General features: G+C 70.1%; 14 protein-coding genes. 6 read left to right on the top strand and 8 right to left on the bottom strand.

Features of this window, described 5'->3' with window-relative positions; translation table 11 throughout:
- Nucleotides 1-6: 6 nt before the first annotated feature.
- Nucleotides 7-1320: a citrate synthase gene (locus ESP51_RS16105; protein WP_241843212.1), complete on the top strand. Its 1314-nt coding sequence runs from the start codon at nt 7-9 to the stop codon at nt 1318-1320.
- Here the strand turns inward: ESP51_RS16105 and ESP51_RS16110 are convergent.
- Nucleotides 1302-3896: a penicillin acylase family protein gene (locus tag ESP51_RS16110; RefSeq protein WP_129521919.1), complete on the bottom strand. Its 2595-nt coding sequence runs from the start codon at nt 3894-3896 to the stop codon at nt 1302-1304. The genes ESP51_RS16105 and ESP51_RS16110 overlap by 19 nt on opposite strands.
- Before the next feature lie 85 nt (nt 3897-3981).
- Nucleotides 3982-4941 (bottom strand): 2,3,4,5-tetrahydropyridine-2,6-dicarboxylate N-succinyltransferase, encoded by a 960-nt coding sequence (dapD, locus tag ESP51_RS16115; protein ID WP_129521920.1) that lies wholly within the window; start codon nt 4939-4941, stop codon nt 3982-3984.
- Nucleotides 4942-4977: 36 nt separating this feature from the next.
- On the opposite strand from dapD, the gene dapE reads away from it, so the two are divergent.
- The 3 genes from dapE (at nt 4978) to ESP51_RS16130 (ending at nt 7640) form a co-directional block, all read left to right on the top strand.
- Complete coding sequence (gene dapE, locus ESP51_RS16120) at nt 4978-6078, top strand: succinyl-diaminopimelate desuccinylase (RefSeq protein WP_129521921.1); 1101 nt, start codon at nt 4978-4980, stop codon at nt 6076-6078.
- 13 nt (nt 6079-6091) lie between these two features.
- On the top strand, nt 6092-7324 hold the full coding sequence (locus tag ESP51_RS16125; protein WP_241843213.1) for a hypothetical protein: 1233 nt from the start codon (nt 6092-6094) through the stop codon (nt 7322-7324).
- 142 nt (nt 7325-7466) lie between these two features.
- Complete coding sequence (locus ESP51_RS16130) at nt 7467-7640, top strand: DUF3117 domain-containing protein (protein ID WP_129521922.1); 174 nt, start codon at nt 7467-7469, stop codon at nt 7638-7640.
- Nucleotides 7641-7651: 11 nt separating this feature from the next.
- Here the strand turns inward: ESP51_RS16130 and ESP51_RS16135 are convergent, their stop codons facing one another.
- A complete protein-coding gene (locus tag ESP51_RS16135) occupies nt 7652-8284 on the bottom strand; it encodes an O-methyltransferase (RefSeq protein WP_129521923.1) in 633 nt (210 codons plus the stop codon).
- Nucleotides 8285-8375: 91 nt separating this feature from the next.
- Here ESP51_RS16135 and ESP51_RS16140 point away from each other — a divergent pair, with 91 nt between their 5' ends.
- A complete protein-coding gene (locus ESP51_RS16140; protein ID WP_129521924.1) occupies nt 8376-8768 on the top strand; it encodes a sec-independent translocase in 393 nt (130 codons plus the stop codon).
- Nucleotides 8769-8799: 31 nt separating this feature from the next.
- On the opposite strand, the gene ESP51_RS16145 is transcribed toward ESP51_RS16140, so the two are convergent.
- The 5 genes from ESP51_RS16145 to ESP51_RS16165 form a co-directional block, all read right to left on the bottom strand.
- On the bottom strand, nt 8800-10350 hold the full coding sequence (locus ESP51_RS16145; RefSeq protein WP_129521925.1) for a succinic semialdehyde dehydrogenase: 1551 nt from the start codon (nt 10348-10350) through the stop codon (nt 8800-8802).
- Between the two features lie 90 nt (nt 10351-10440).
- On the bottom strand, nt 10441-11361 hold the full coding sequence (locus tag ESP51_RS16150; RefSeq protein ID WP_129521926.1) for a hypothetical protein: 921 nt from the start codon (nt 11359-11361) through the stop codon (nt 10441-10443).
- 4 nt (nt 11362-11365) lie between these two features.
- Nucleotides 11366-12544, bottom strand: coding sequence for an Mrp/NBP35 family ATP-binding protein (locus tag ESP51_RS16155; RefSeq protein ID WP_129521927.1), 1179 nt, complete (start codon nt 12542-12544; stop codon nt 11366-11368).
- Nucleotides 12531-13052, bottom strand: coding sequence for a DUF1003 domain-containing protein (locus tag ESP51_RS16160; RefSeq protein WP_129521928.1), 522 nt, complete (start codon nt 13050-13052; stop codon nt 12531-12533). Before ESP51_RS16160 ends, ESP51_RS16155 begins: the two co-directional genes overlap by 14 nt.
- Nucleotides 13039-14367 carry a magnesium transporter MgtE N-terminal domain-containing protein gene (locus tag ESP51_RS16165; protein ID WP_129521929.1) on the bottom strand — a complete coding sequence of 443 codons (1329 nt, stop codon included), beginning with the start codon at nt 14365-14367 and terminating at the stop codon, nt 13039-13041. The genes ESP51_RS16160 and ESP51_RS16165 overlap by 14 nt, the downstream gene beginning before the upstream one ends.
- 66 nt (nt 14368-14433) lie before the next feature.
- Between ESP51_RS16165 and ESP51_RS16170 the strand changes: the two genes are divergently transcribed.
- Nucleotides 14434-14985 (top strand): YflT domain-containing protein (locus ESP51_RS16170; RefSeq protein ID WP_206737329.1); only part of this gene is annotated, 552 nt, incomplete at its 3' end.

The raw sequence follows: 14985 nt of genomic DNA on the forward strand, positions 1-14985 counted from the left end.
GGCGCCGTGAGCGACGTCGTGAACAAGGCGGCCGGGCAGACCCCCGGAACCGCCACCCTCACCTTCCCGGGCGGCACGGCCGAGTTCCCGATCACCCCGGCCGTCGACGGCAATTCGAGCCTCGACCTCTCGACCTTCACGCGCCAGACCGGCCTCACGGCTCTCGACTACGGCTTCGTGAACACCGCGTCGACGCGGTCGTCGATCACCTACATCGACGGCGAGCAGGGGATCCTGCGCTACCGCGGGTATCCGATCGAGGAGCTCGCGGCGAACTCGACGTTCCTCGAGGTGGCGTGGCTCCTCATCTACGGCGAGCTGCCGACCGCCGACCAGCTCGGCGAGTTCGACGAGAAGATCCGGCACCACACGCTGCTGCACGAAGACCTCAAGCGGTTCTTCTCGTCGCTGCCGCACACCGCGCACCCCATGTCGACCCTCTCGAGTGCCGTCTCTGCGCTGTCGACGTACTACGAGGACACGTCCGACCCGCACGACCCCGACCACGTCGAGCTCACGACCGTGCGGCTGCTCGCGAAGCTGCCCGTCATCGCGGCGTACGCGCACAAGAAGAGCATCGGGCAGGCCTTCCTCTACCCTGACAACTCGCTGAACTTCGTCGACAACTTCCTGAAGCTGAACTTCGGCAACATGGCCGAGCGCTACGAGATCGACCCGGTGCTCTCGAAGGCACTCGATCGCCTGCTCATCCTCCATGAAGACCACGAGCAGAACGCGTCGACCTCCACCGTTCGCCTCGTCGGATCGACCGGGGCCAACCTCTACGCGTCGATCTCCGCCGGCATCCAGGCGCTCTCGGGCCCGCTGCACGGCGGCGCGAACGAGGCCGTGCTGCAGATGCTCGCCCGCATCCGCGACTCGGGTGAGGGCGTGCAGAAGTTCGTCGAGCGAGTGAAGAACAAGGAAGACGGCGTGAAGCTCATGGGCTTCGGGCACCGCGTCTACAAGAACTACGACCCGCGTGCGAAGCTCGTCAAGGAGTCGGCCGACCAGGTGCTCGCCGGGCTCGGCGTGAACGACCCGCTGCTCGACCTCGCGAAAGAGCTCGAGCAGCTCGCCCTCGAAGACGACTACTTCAAGGAGCGTCGCCTCTACCCGAACGTCGACTTCTACACGGGCGTCATCTACAAGGCCATGGGCTTCCCGACGCGCATGTTCACGGTGCTGTTCGCGATCGGGCGCCTGCCCGGCTGGATGGCGCACTGGCGCGAGATGAACCTCGACCCGCAGTCGAAGATCGGGCGCCCGCAGCAGCTCTACGTCGGCGAGCCCGAGCGGCACTACCCTTCGGCACGCTGAGGCGGCCGAAGCTGCAGGGTGTCGCGCGCGGCGTCGTGAATCGCCTCCAGCGTCGACGGCCACGGCCGCGTCTCACCGCTCTGCCAGAGCGGCGTCTGGTCGGCGTAGTTCGCATGGAAGGCGTGGCCGGATGCCCCGGTGAGGTTCACCCAGCGTGAGGCATCCGGGTCGCCGAGGTCGACGATCATGCGCATCGAGGGCACCCAGTGCACGCCGTAGCCGACGCTCGCGTCCCAGCCGATCGCGTTGACGATCGACGAGCCCCCGCCGAGCTCGTACGGCCCGCGGTTGAAGAGCCACTCGATGGGCGCGATGCCCGACTCGCCGAAGCTCGCGTTCGTGAGGGTGAGCGTGTGCAGGCGGCCCCAGCGCCACGAGTCGGTGTCGCCGCCCATGCGGGCCTCCGCCTCGCTCCACGCGAGCTCGAGCGCTCGCGCGATCATCGCGTCGCGACCGGCGACTCCCGCTTCGGCGTTCGACCACCACCGGGCGTCGGGCTCCGCGAGCAGTGTGCCGACGACCGCGAACCACCGGTCGCCGCCCTTTGGTCGTGTGCCCTCGGGCAGTTCGCCGAACATCTCGTCGAGCAGTGTCCTCCAGAAGACGCTGAAATACGCCGCCTCGGCGCTGTCGACGTCAGCCGTGGCATCCCAGCCGTCGAGGAGGTCGGCGCCACGCGCCGCGTCGCCACTGAGTTCGAGTGAGGCGATCACGGGCAGGAACGCCGCGGCGTTCGGGTCGCTCGTGTCGAGCTGGATCTCGGCGAGCGAGTCGGCGGTCAGCTTCTCTCCGGCCGCGATGCGTTCGCCGAGGAGCCGGTCGATCGCCTCGGCGCGGTAGCCCATGTCCCAATCCTTGGTGAGCAGGGCTTCGCCGGACGAGACGATGGGGTTGTTGGCGGTGACGAGGTATCCGCTGGGCGGATTCAGCGCGCTCGGGAGTTCGTCGAACGGGATCGTTCCCGCCCAGCGGTTCTCGCTCGTCCAACCGGGGAGGGGCACCGTGCCGTCGCCCGACGTGCGCACCGGGATGCGGCCAGGGGCCTGGTAGCCGATGTTGCCTTCGACATCGGCGTAGATGAGGTTCTGGGCGGGCACGTCGAAGAGCGCGGCCGCGGCCCGGAAGCCGTCCCAGTCGCGAGCACGATCGAGTGCGAGAATCGCCTGTGGAGTGTTGCCCGGGGAGAGTGCCGTCCACTGCAGCGACACCTCGTATTCGCCCTCGGATTGGCCGGATGCCGCGGGGTAGTCGGTCGCAAGGCGCTCGAAGTCCGCATCGATGTCGGTGACGATCGGCCCGCGTGCCGTGGAGCGGACGGTGATCTCGACGGGCTCGCCGCCCGCGACCTCGATGGTCTCCTCCCGCAGGGTGAGCGGCACCATGGCGCCGTCGAGCTCGTAGGCGTCGCCGTCGACGCGTTCGAGGTAGAGGTCGGCGACGTCGGGCCCGAGATTCGAGAGGCCCCATGCGATGCGATCGTTGTGCCCGATGATCACGCCGGGCAGCCCCGCGAACGTGAATCCCGAGACGTCATACGCGCACTCGGCGTTGACCTCGCGGCAGTGCAGCCCCATCTGCGCCCAGATCGACGGCATCGCCGGTCCGAGGTGCGTGTCGTTGGCGAGCAGCGGCATGCCCGACTCCGTGAGCACGCCCGAGATCACCCACGAGTTGGAGCCGATGTCGGAGCCCTCAGGGCCGAGGAGCGACGGCACCTCGTCGAGCATCGCACTGAGTGAGGAGAGCGCGTCGGCGTATCCGTCGGCGTCTGCATCGGCTTCGGCGTCGGCGGACGCGCTCGCGTCGGGCGGCTGCACCTCGAGCGGCCGCATGTCGGCTCCAGCCGGCGCGGCCACCGGCCCGTCGAGGATCGTCGGCTGCGCGTTCCATGCGTAGTCGGGGTGCAGCCGGGCGACCTCCTCCGGCGGCAGCACCGAGGCGAGCAGGGCCCGGTCGATCTCGTCGGCGAGGTTGGAGCGGAGATCCCAGGCCATCGCCTTGAGCCACGCGATCGAGTCGGCGGGGGACCAGGGCTCGGGGGAGTAGCCGGGATTCTGCAGGCCGAGCACCGCGTACTCGAGCGAGAGGCCAGCCCCGTCGCGCTCGGCGAGGTAGGCGTTCACCCCCTCGGCGTAGGCGTCGTAGAGGGCACGCGACGGCTCGTCGAGCATCTCGTACTCCTGCTCGGCCACGCCGCGCCAGTCGAGCGTGCGGATGAAGGCGTCGGTGCCGACCTGCGACTGGCCGAAGAGCTCGGCGAGCCGGCCGGAGGTGACGTGACGGCGGAAGTCCATCTCCCAGAACCGGTCTTGCGCGTGCACATACCCCTGGGCCAAGAAGAGATCGTGGTCGGTCTCGGCGACGAGCTGCGGGATGCCGGCGTCGTCGCGGTACACGGTCACGGCCGCCGTGAGGCCCGGGGCCTCGACGCGCCCGCTCGTCGTCGGGAACGAGCGCTGCACGGTCCACCAGCCGAGGCCGGCGCCCGCGACGCCGAGCACGAGCACGGTGACGAGCAGTCCGATGAGGAACGTGAGCCCCCCGTGCCGGCGCGTTCTCGGTGCATCCGTACCCACGTCACTCCCTCGTGATGCGCATGGCGACGGCCGCCCGCCGGCGGCCCGCGGACCCCACTGTATCCGAGAAGCCCGGCGCCGAACGTCAGGCGTGCAGCGCGGTGTTGAGGGCCACTCCCGCGCCCGTTCGAGAGAGCACCTCGACCTGGCCGTTCAGCGAATTGCGGCGGAACAGCACGTTCGGAACGCCGGAGAGCTCGACCGCCTTCACGGTGCGGGGGCGCTCACCGGCCGCGCCGAGCACGATGACCTTCGTGCCCGCCGTGACGTAGAGGCCGGCCTCGACGACCGAATCGTCGCCGATGGAGATGCCGATGCCGGAATTGGCGCCGAGGAGGGCGCGCTCGCCGATCGCGACGCGTTGCGTGCCGCCGCCCGAGAGGGTGCCCATGATCGACGCCCCGCCGCCGATGTCGGAGCCGTCGCCCACGACGACGCCCTGTGAGACGCGGCCCTCGATCATGGAGGTGCCGAGCGTGCCCGCGTTGAAGTTGACGAAGCCCTCGTGCATGACGGTGGTGCCCGGCGCGAGGTGGGCGCCGAGGCGAACGCGCGAGGCATCGGCGATGCGCACCCGTTCGGGCGTCACGTAGTCGAGCAGGCGCGGGAACTTGTCGAGCCCGGTCGCGTGGATGCCCGCGCGCTGCAGCGTCGGTCGAAGACGGTCGAAGTCTGCCGGATGCACCGGGCCGGCGTTGGTCCAGACGACGGCGGGCAGGTGGGCGAAGACGTCGTCGAGATTCACCTCGTTGGGGCGGACGAGGAGATGTGAGAGCACGTGCAGGCGGAGGTAGGCGTCTGAGGTGCTCGTGGGCGCCTCGTCGAGGTCGATCGAGACCACCACGACCTCGACGGTGACGGCTCGGCGCTCGTCGCCCCCGGCGAGGGCCTCGAGCTCGACGGGCGTCGCCGAGGCGTCGGGCGCGCCGAGCGCAGGTGCAGGGAACCATGTGTCGAGCACGGTGCCGTCGGCGGCGATCGTCGCGAGACCATGGCCCCATGCCGATCGCGGGGCAGGAGGAAGGGAGGCGTCGTTCGAGGGCATGTCTCCAGCGTATCGGGGCCCTCCTAGACTTGTGGAATGTCCACTCCCGCTGCAGCCTGGCCGGCACTCGACCTCACCGCCGACTCCGTCGCGATCACGCAGGCGATCTGCGACATTCCGAGCGTCTCGGGTCACGAGACGCTGCTGGCCGATCTCATCGTGGACGCACTGGCTGAGGCATCCCACCTCGAGATCGTGCGCGACGGCGACACGGTCGTCGCGCGCACGAACCTCGGTCGCGAACGCCGCGTCGTGATCGCCGGCCACATCGACACCGTGCCGATCAACGACAACCTGCCCACCCGGTTCGAGACGATCGCCGGCGAGCCCTTCCTGTGGGGCCGTGGCACGGTCGACATGAAGGCCGGCGTCGCCGTGCAGCTGAAGCTCGCGCTCGAGCTCGTCGCGCCCGCCGTCGACGTGACGTGGATGTGGTACGACCACGAGGAGGTCTCGGCCGAGCTCAACGGCCTCGGCCGCCTCGCCCGGCACCGGCCCGACCTGTTCGAGGGCGACTTCGCCATCCTGGGAGAGCCGTCAAACGGGCAGGTCGAGGGCGGATGCAACGGCAACCTCCGCGTCGAACTGCGTGCCTACGGCCTGCGGGCGCACTCGGCACGCAGCTGGGTCGGCGAGAACGCGATCCACAAGCTCGTGCCGGCGCTCGACCGGCTCGCCGCCTACGAAGCAGAGACCATCGACGTCGACGGGCTCGCCTATCGCGAGGGGCTCAACGCCGTGGGCATCACCGGCGGCATCGCCGGCAACGTCATCCCCGACGAGGCGATGCTGCACGTCAACTACCGCTTCGCGCCGAATCGCACCGTCGCCGAGGCCATCGACCTCATCAAGGAGATGTTCCCCGAGTACGAGCTCACGGTCGTCGACGAGGCCGAGGGCGCCCGGCCGGGGCTCGACGCGCCGCTCGCCCAGCAGTTCGTGCGTGCCGTCGGCGGCGAGGCGAAGCCGAAGTACGGGTGGACGGATGTCGCACGCTTCAGCGCACTCGGCATCCCGGCCGTGAACTACGGCCCGGGCGACCCGCTCAAGGCCCACGCCGACGACGAACGCGTGAGCGTCGACCAGATCCTCTCGTGCGAGCGGGCGCTGCGCGCGTGGCTCTCGAGCGACGTCTGAGCCGAGCAGCCACGTGACCTCGTCCGTGCCGGCCGAGCGGGAGCGCGATCCGTTCCGCGTCAACCGCTGGTCGACTCGCGTGCGATGGCGCCTCGCACCGTGGTGGGCGAAGGTCGCCCTCATCTACTTCGGCGCCAGGGCGATCACGACGGTCATCGTGCTCGTGTTCGCAAGCCGGCAGGGATCGAACCCGTGGACAGGTGCGCAGCCGGGCTACTTCGAGTACGCGAACATGTGGGACGCGCGCTGGTACCAGATCATCTGGCTCGGCGGGTATCCCTCCGAACTGCCGCTCACCGAGACCGGTCATGTCGCCGAGAACGCCTGGGCGTTCCTGCCGGTCTATCCCGTGCTCGTCGGCGCGGTCACCTGGCTGGGAGCGCCGTGGAACGTGGCGTCGGTCGTGGTCGCGGTCCTCGCCGGGCTCGGGGCGTCGCTCGTGCTGCATCGCCTGATGTCCCGCTTCCTCGAACCCGACCGCGCGCTCTTCGCCGTGGTGCTCTTCGCGGTCGCCCCGGTGTCGCCGATCATGCAGTTCGGTTACGCCGAGTCGCTCGGATTCCTGCTGCTCGCCCTCGCGCTGCTGCTGCTCGTCGACCGGCGGTACGGATGGCTCATGCCCGTCGTCGTCGTGTGGTCGTTCACGCGTCCCGGGGCTCTCGCCTTCGCGCTCACGCTCGGGCTGCACTGGCTGTGGCGATGGTTCACGCGACGGAAGGATCCGTTCCCGGTGCGGGAGCGCGTACTCGTGGCATCCGTCGCCGTCTTCACCGGACTGGCTGGACTCGCCTGGCCGGCGATCGTGTGGGCGGCCACCGGGGAGTTCCATGGGTACACCGACACCGAGCTCGCGTGGCGCTCGGCGTACATCGGCTACCACGAGCTCGTGCCGTTCACCGCGTGGTTCCAATCGGGCGGATGGTGGGTCGGGCAGCCGCTCGGCACGATCGCCGTGATCGCTGTCGTGGTGCTCTTCGCCCTCGTGCTCTTCACGCCGGCCGTGCGCCGCCTCGGCATCGACCTGCGGCTCTGGCTCGCGAGCTACGCGGTGTACCTGCTCGCGGTCTTCTTCCCGCAGTCGAGCACGTTCCGCATCGTCGCTCCGATGTTCCCGCTCGTGGGCGCGCTCGCACTGCCGAGGGCGAGATGGTACCGCTGGAGCGTGGTAGCGCTTTCCCTCCTGCTGCAGATCGGCTGGCTCCTGATCGCCTGGGGCATCGACGGCCTCGACTGGACGCCGCCCTGATGGGCGTAGGAATCGGCGCACGAAACGGCCGTCGACGGGGCATCCGCTGCGCCGCCATGGCACTCAACAGGCTCACCGCGATTTCCCAGCACCACCCGCGATAGCCGATAATGGGAAGATCAGCCACGAAAGGGGTAGCTCAATGGCGGCCATGAAGCCACGCACCGGAGACGGGCCTATGGAGGCTGTGAAGGAGGGTCGCCTCATCATCGTTCGAGTTCCGCTCGAGGGAGGCGGCCGCCTCGTCGTCTCGGTGAACGACGCTGAGGCCAAGGAGCTCTACAACGTGCTCAGTGGCGTAGTGAACCCAGCCTGAGCCGAAGCGGTTCAGGCACCCAGCTTCACGATCTGGAGCAGGCCGTCGCCGGCCGGGGAGATCGCGGTGGCAACCGCGGTGGATGCGGCAAGTTCTCCGATGAGCGTGCGGAACGCACTCGCCGCCTCATCGCGTCGCACCGGGTCGGCGACCCTGCCTCTCCAGAGCGCCCGCGCGACGACCACGATGCCGCCGGGCTTCGCGAGCCGTAGTCCGTGCTCGGCATACTCGATCACTGCGGGGCCGTCGGCGTCGATGAAGACGACGTCGTATGAGCTCTCGTTCATGCGCGGCAGCACCTCGCTCGCGCGCCCGGCGATGAGGCGCACTCGCGCCGCCGTGATGCCCGCATCGGCGAAATTCTGGCGGGCGTGCTGCTGGTATTCGGTCTCGGTGTCGATCGAGGTGAGCAGCGCGCGCCGGGCGGCCTGCAGCATCCAGAGCCCAGAGACGCCGACTCCCGTGCCGACTTCGATGATCGATTCAGCTCGGGTCGCGGCGGCGAGCACGGCCAGTTGCGCGCCCATGGCCGGCGAGACGGGCTCGATGCCGAGCTCGAGCGACTGCTGGCGCGCCTTGACGATCGATTCGGTCTCGACGACCGACTCGTCGACGTACTTCCAGTTCAGGTCGTGATCAGACACGTGGCGGCTCCCGGGTGCATCTCTCAGCCCCCGAGTCTAGAGGCGTCGCGAGCTGGCGTTCGCACGCCTCGCCGCCGACTATCCTGTAGTGGTGTTCGGTCTGACGTTCGAGAAGCTCCTCATCATCGGGGTGATCGCCGTCTTCCTGCTCGGCCCAGAACGGCTGCCGCACTATGCCGCTCAGCTCGGTCGCCTCGTGAGGTCGCTGCGCGACATGGCGACCGGTGCGAAAGACCGCATGCGCGAAGAGATGGGCCCCGACTTCGACGACGTCGACTGGAAGAAGCTCGATCCGCGCCAATACGATCCGCGGCGCATCATCCGTGAGGCCCTCGTCGACGCCGATCCCTTCGCCGACGAGCCCGAGAAGCCCGTCGTCGCTCGCGCGGCGGTGAACGAGAACTCCGCCTACCTGCAGCGCAAGCGCAAGCGAGACGCCCTCGGCGCCGACGAGCAGGCGCCGTTCGACTCCGAAGCCACCTAACTAGCCGGCTGGCGTTCACCGAGCGAACGCGTCAGCGGCGCCGGATGCCGCGGAGCACCCATGCGAGCAGCAGCAGCGGTTGCTCGAGCGCCCCGAACTCGCGCCCGGTGCGCGGGAGCTGCAGTACTCCGGTCATCGCCGAGATCGTGACCGGCTCCACGAATCGCAGCAGCCCCTCGGGGCCGTTGCGCCGGCCGACGCCCGATTGCTTCATGCCGCCCATGGGAGCCGCGAAGGAGGAGTAGCTGCCGCGGTAGCCCTCGTTGATGTTCACGTTGCCCGCCTCGAGCGCGTTCGCGACGCGCTGCCCGCGCCTCGTCGATCCCGTGAACACCGCGGCGTTCAGCCCGTACTCGCTCGCGTTGGCCGCAAGGATGGCCTCCTCCTCGCTGTCGACGATGTAGAGCGAGGCGATCGCGCCGAACGTCTCCTCGGCGTAGACGTGCATGGACGGCGTCACCCCGATCAGCACCGTCGGCTGGAAGAACCAAGGCCCCACGTCGGTGCGCGGGCGCCCGCCCGTGAGCACCGTCGCCCCCAGTGCGAGCGCATCGCCGAGGTGCGCCTCGACGCGCGCGAGCTGTGCCGCGCTCGCGAGCGAGCCGAAGTCGCTCCCGTAGTCGAGGGACGACCCGAGCTTGGCCTGTTCGAGCCGATCGATGAGGGCGCGCGTGAATGCGCGAGCGACGGCGCGGTGCACGTAGATGCGCTCGATCGAGACGCACAACTGGCCCATGGCCGCGAAGCACGCGTACGCGGCATCCGTCGCCGCCTGCTCTGGATCGACGTCGTCGAGCACGATGAGCGGATTCTTGCCGCCGAGCTCGAGGGACGCGCCCACGAGCCGCCGACCGGCCTTCTCGCCGATCCTGCGGCCGGTCGCGGTCGAGCCCGTGAAGCAGATGTAGTCGGCGACGTCGGTGAGCGCTTCGCCCACCTCGGACCCCTCGCCCGTGACGACGGCCCACAGCGCCTCGGGCACGCCCGCGTCGATGAACGCGCGCCGCAGGGCAAGGATCGAGAGCGCGCCCTGGTCGTCGGCCTTCTGCACGACGGCGCACCCGGCCGCGAGTGCGGGCACGACGTCCATAGCGGCGAGGCTCAGCGCGTAGTTCCATGGGGTGATCACCCCGGCGACGCCCCTCGGGCGATACCGCACCCTCGTCGTGAGCACCACTGGAACGCCCGAGCGCCGCCGCCGGCCGCGAAGCACTCTGCGTGCCGCGAGGGCGTTGTACCTCGTGAGCGAGGCGGCCCCGAAGACCTCCTCGAAGGCCTGCCCGCGCGTCTTGCCGCTCTCGAGCTGGATGAGGTCGAGCAGGAGCTCGCGACGCTCGAGCACGAGGTCGTGCGCTCGCAGCAGCACCCTGCGGCGCTCAGCGAAGCCGGCGCGCGCCCAAGCCAGCTGGGCGAGCCTGGCCCTCGCGACGGCGTCGTGCACGTCGCCGGCACTCGACCGCGGCAGTTCGTGGAGCGTCTCGCCGGTCGAGGGAGTGGCGACGGGGACGGTGTCGGAGCCCGAGGCGACGACATCGTCGGTGAGGCTCGCGAAGAGTTCGGGTGAGGCCGTCATGGCGCGCATGCGCACAGTCTAGGACAGTTGACCCACTCGGCCCCGAGACGGCTCGGCCCTGAGACGGCTCGGCGCCGAGCGCCGCGGAAGAGGCAGGCTTCAGCCGCCCGGCAGCTCGAGGCCGCAGCGCTCGGCGACATAGGCGTAGAGCTCGGCCTTGAGCGTGTCGGATGACGGGTGATCGAGCCGGCCCTTGTGCTCGCCCGCAGCGATCGCGAACGGCAGGATCGTGCCCCGCTTGTCGTCGGCGATCGCGTGCGCGTCGCAGCGCGCCGGCCGCACCGGCAGCGAGAGCGTGAACGGAGCGTCGCCCGGCGCGACGTCGATGCCGAGCGTCCAATCGATGCCGTCCTCGGCGTTCAGCAGGGTCGTGCCGTAGACGCGCTCGACGTGCAGTGAGTCGGTGCCGGATGCCGCAGGCTCGACGAGCACGTCGATGGACGCGCGCCGCTCGGCGCCCGATCCCGTCGACGTGAGGTGCTCGGGCATCGTGAACGTGGCGACCTCCGCCACGGCCCCGCCGAGGCACTCTGCGGCATTGATCCGCGCGAGGGTGTCGAACGGGTCGTCGGGAGTGAGCGTCACCCGGGTGCCGGCCCCGGCGCCGTCGGCCGCGTCGGCCTCGTCGGCCGCGCTCACGTCGGCGACGACGCTCGCCGGGCCGACCTCCACATCGCACACGCTCGTCGAGAGGTCGAGGCGCACGTCGATCGTCTCGCCCGGGGCGAGCTCGAGCGGCTTCGTGCGTACCATTCCGGGAGCGAGCGTGGCCGCCTCGAACTCGAAGCCCTCGATCGTGAGGGCTGTGTCGCCGGTGTTCGAGAGGCGCACCACGAGCCGCCGCGCCTCGATGTCGAGGCGGCCCTGCTTGATCGATGCCACGAGGCGGCTGGGCTCGCCGGAACCCGACGAGTCGCCGGGCTGCCCGGGAGCGGCCCCGGTGCAGGCCGCGAGCAGGGCGGGAACGGTCAGGAGAGCGGCAACGAACGCGAACCGGCTGAGGCGGCGGGCGCGGCGCATGCGGTCACCGCACCGAAACGTCGAGCCGGCGGCCTTCGAGCTCCCTGGGCAGCGCCGCGAGGTACGCGGCGACGTGCTCGATAGCGCGCGCCGCGGGGTCGTCGGGAGCGGCGATGACGACGGGCGTGCCCGCGTCTCCTCCCTGCCGCAGCGCGATGCTGAGCGGCACGCTCGCGATGAGCGGCACGGGTGCCGTCTGGCCTTCCGAGAGCCGCTCGGCGACGAGTGAGCCGCCGCCCGAGCCGAAGAGGTCGAGCACTTCGCCGCCGGGCTGCACGAATCCGGCCATGTTCTCGACGACGCCGACGAGGCGCTGGCCGGTCTGGCGAGCGACCACGCCCGAGCGCTCCGCGACGTCCGCCGCCGCCGGTTGCGGGGTCGTCACCACGACGACCTCGGCGTTCGGCAGCAACTGGCCGAGCGAGATCGCGACGTCGCCGGTGCCGGGCGGCAGGTCGACGAGGAGCACGTCGAGGTCGCCGAAGTACACGTCGGTGAGGAACTGGTTGAGCGTTCGGTGCAGCATCGGCCCGCGCCAGGCGACGGCGACGGATGACGCGCGCCCGCCCGGTTCCGTCGGTTCGACGAACATGCCGATCGAGATGACCTTCACGCCGTGCGCGACGGGCGGCAGGATCATCTCGTCGACGCGGGTCGGCCGCGCGGCGACGCCCGCCTCGTCGACGAGCCCGAGGAGGCCGGGGATCGAGAAGCCGTGCACGTCGGCGTCGACGAGCCCGACCGAGAGGCCGCGCGCCGCGAGCGCCACCGCGAGGTTCGCGGTGATCGTGGACTTGCCGACCCCGCCCTTGCCGCTCGTGATCGCGATCACGCGCGTGAGGCTGCCCGGGCCGAAGGGATTGCCGCGAGCGGCGCGGCCGCCGCGGAGCCGCTCCGTCAGCGCGGCGCGCTGCTCTGGCGTCATCACCGAGAGCGTGACGTCGGCCATGCCGGCGCCCGCGACGGACTCGGCGGCCTGGCGCACATCGCGTTCGATGCGGTCGGAGGCGGGGCATCCGACGATCGTGAGCCGGATCACGACGTGCACGCGACCGTCGTCGCCCGCCGTCACGGATTCGACCATGTCGAGCTCGGTGACGGGCTTTCGGATCTCGGGGTCGATGACGCCGGTGAGCGCCGCGTGCACGGCCCGTTCGATCGCGTCGGATTCAGGAGACGGCATGTTCCGTCTCCTCGTCGTCGCGTCGGTCGAGCTCCTCGATCATCGTGCGGAGCTCGCCGCGGATGAAGTCCTTCGAGGCGAGCTCCTTGACCGCGAGGCGCAGGGCGACCACCTCGCGAGCGAGATACTCGGTGTCGGCGAGATTGCGTTCGGCGCGCTGCCGGTCCTGCTCGATCTGCACGCGGTCGCGGTCGTCCTGCCGGTTCTGCGCGAGGAGGATGAGGGGCGCCGCGTAGGAGGCCTGCAGCGAGAGCACAAGGGTGAGCGCCGTGAAGCCGATCGCGACGGAGTCGAAGCGGTAGTGCTCGGGTGCGAACGTGTTCCACAGCATCCAGCCGATCGCGAACACCGACAACCCGAGCAGAAAGCCCGGGGTCCCCATCGCACGGGCCACCCACTCGGTGAAGCGCCCGAATCGGTCCTTGTCACCCGACCCGCGGAAGGAGGGCGCTCGGCGGATGCCCTTCGGGGTGTCGAACCGGCGGTCCTCGACGTCAACGCGTGCCATCTCCTGCCCTCCTTCCGTGTGGGATCGGGATGCTTCCCGTCGTCAGCTGGGCTCGCGCAGCAGCGCGTCTGCCCACACCCTCCTCTTCGGGATGACTTCGCCAGTCATCTGGCAGGAGGTAGTCGAGCACGTCGTCAATCGTCACCACCCCGACGAGTCGGTGCTTCTCGTCGACGACCGGCACGGACACGAGGTCGTAGCTCGCGAGGATGCGGCTGACCTCGGCGGCGGAGGTGTCGGCCGTGACGGGCTCGAGGCCCTGGTCGATGAGGGTGCCGAGGCGCTCGTGCGGGGGATAGCGCAGCATCCGCTGGAAATGCACGAGGCCGAGGAAGCGGCCGGTGGGCGGCTCGTAGGGCGGCAGTGTCACGCACACCGCCGCGCCGAGCGCGGGCGGCAGGTCGTGGCGGCGGATGAGGGCGAGCCCCTCGGCCACGGTGGCATCGGCCGAGACGATGATCGGCTCGGTCGTCATGAGCCCGCCGGCGGTGTCGGCGCCGTAGGAGAGGAGGAATCGCACGTCGTCGGCCTCTTCGGGCTCCATGAGCTCGAGTAGGTGTTCACCGCGCTCTTCGGGGAGCTGCGCGATGAGGTCGGCGGCGTCGTCGGGCTGCATGTGGTCGAGCACGTCGGCCGCCCGATCGTCGCCGAGTCGGGAGAGGATCTCCACCTGGTCGGTCTCGGGCATCTCCTCGAGCACGGAGGCGAGCCGGTCGTCGGAGAGCTCTTCCGCGACTTCCTGGCGGCGCAGCGCCGGCAGGTCGAGCAGGGTGCTCGCGAGGTCGGCCGGCTTCAGCTCGGAGTAGGTCGCAATGAGATGCTCGGCCGACTGCGCCTCACCGCTCGCGGTCGTCTCGCGCACCTCGCGCCACGTGACGTAGGCCGATTGCCCCTTCGAGAACGGCGAGGCTCCCTTGGGCCGGCGCACGAAGAGCTGCTCGACCTCCCACTCGCCCGGATCGTGCTCGGAGATCGCGACGTCTTCGATCGTCGCCGTGCCCGAGCCGTCGTTGAAGGCGACCTTGCGGCCGAGCATCTCGGCGATGACGCGCACCTCGCCGCCGCGCTGCTCGAAGCGGCGGAGATTGATGAGGCCAGTCGTGATGATCTGGCCGGCGCCGATCGAGGTGACCCTGCCGATCGAGACGAACACGCGGCGTTTGCCGGGGATCTCGACGATGAGGCCGACGACGCGTGGCGGGTCGTTCTTGCGGTACACGACGAGCACGTCGCGCACCTTGCCGACTCGATCGCCCGCGGGGTCGAAGACGGCGCACCCGGCGAGCCGGGCGACGAAGACTCTCGTGGCGCTCACGCTTCCAACTTAGCCCCCGCGGGCTGCTTCCGAGCCCTGCACCGGGGAGCATGGGAGAATGACGGGGTGACCAATCAATCGCCCTTCGGCGGCCGCATGGGCCGCACCTTCCCGACCCTGCCGAGCGGCGAGACGGTGGCGAGCTTCGAGACCTATGCCGAGGCCCAGTCCGCGGTCGACGCCCTCGCCAAGGCGGAGTTCCCGGTGAAAGAGCTCGCGATCGTCGGCACCGACCTCACGAGCGTCGAGCGCATCACGGGCACCATGAGCTGGGGCCGGGCAGCCGGCGCCGGCGCACTGTCGGGAGCCTGGTTCGGCACATTCCTCGGGCTGCTTCTCTTCATCTTCTCGCCGACCGGGGCCTCCGTCGGCATCCTCATCTCGGCCGTGCTGCTCGGCGCCGGGTTCGGCATGATCTTCGGCGTCGTCTCGTATTCGGTGAACCGCCGGCGGCGCGATTTCACCTCAGTCATGCAAGTGCTCGCCACGCGGTACGCGGTCATCGCCGAGACGGCCCACGTCGCCCGCGCTCGCTCCGTGCTCGGCGTCGACGCGCCGGCGCCTGCGCGCGACGAGCGCCCCGATCGGCCGACTGCCCAGCGCTCGGCCGCCGAGGCC

It is taken from the genome of Agromyces albus, assembly GCF_004134825.1.
Taxonomy (GTDB): Bacteria; Actinomycetota; Actinomycetes; order Actinomycetales; family Microbacteriaceae; genus Agromyces; species Agromyces albus.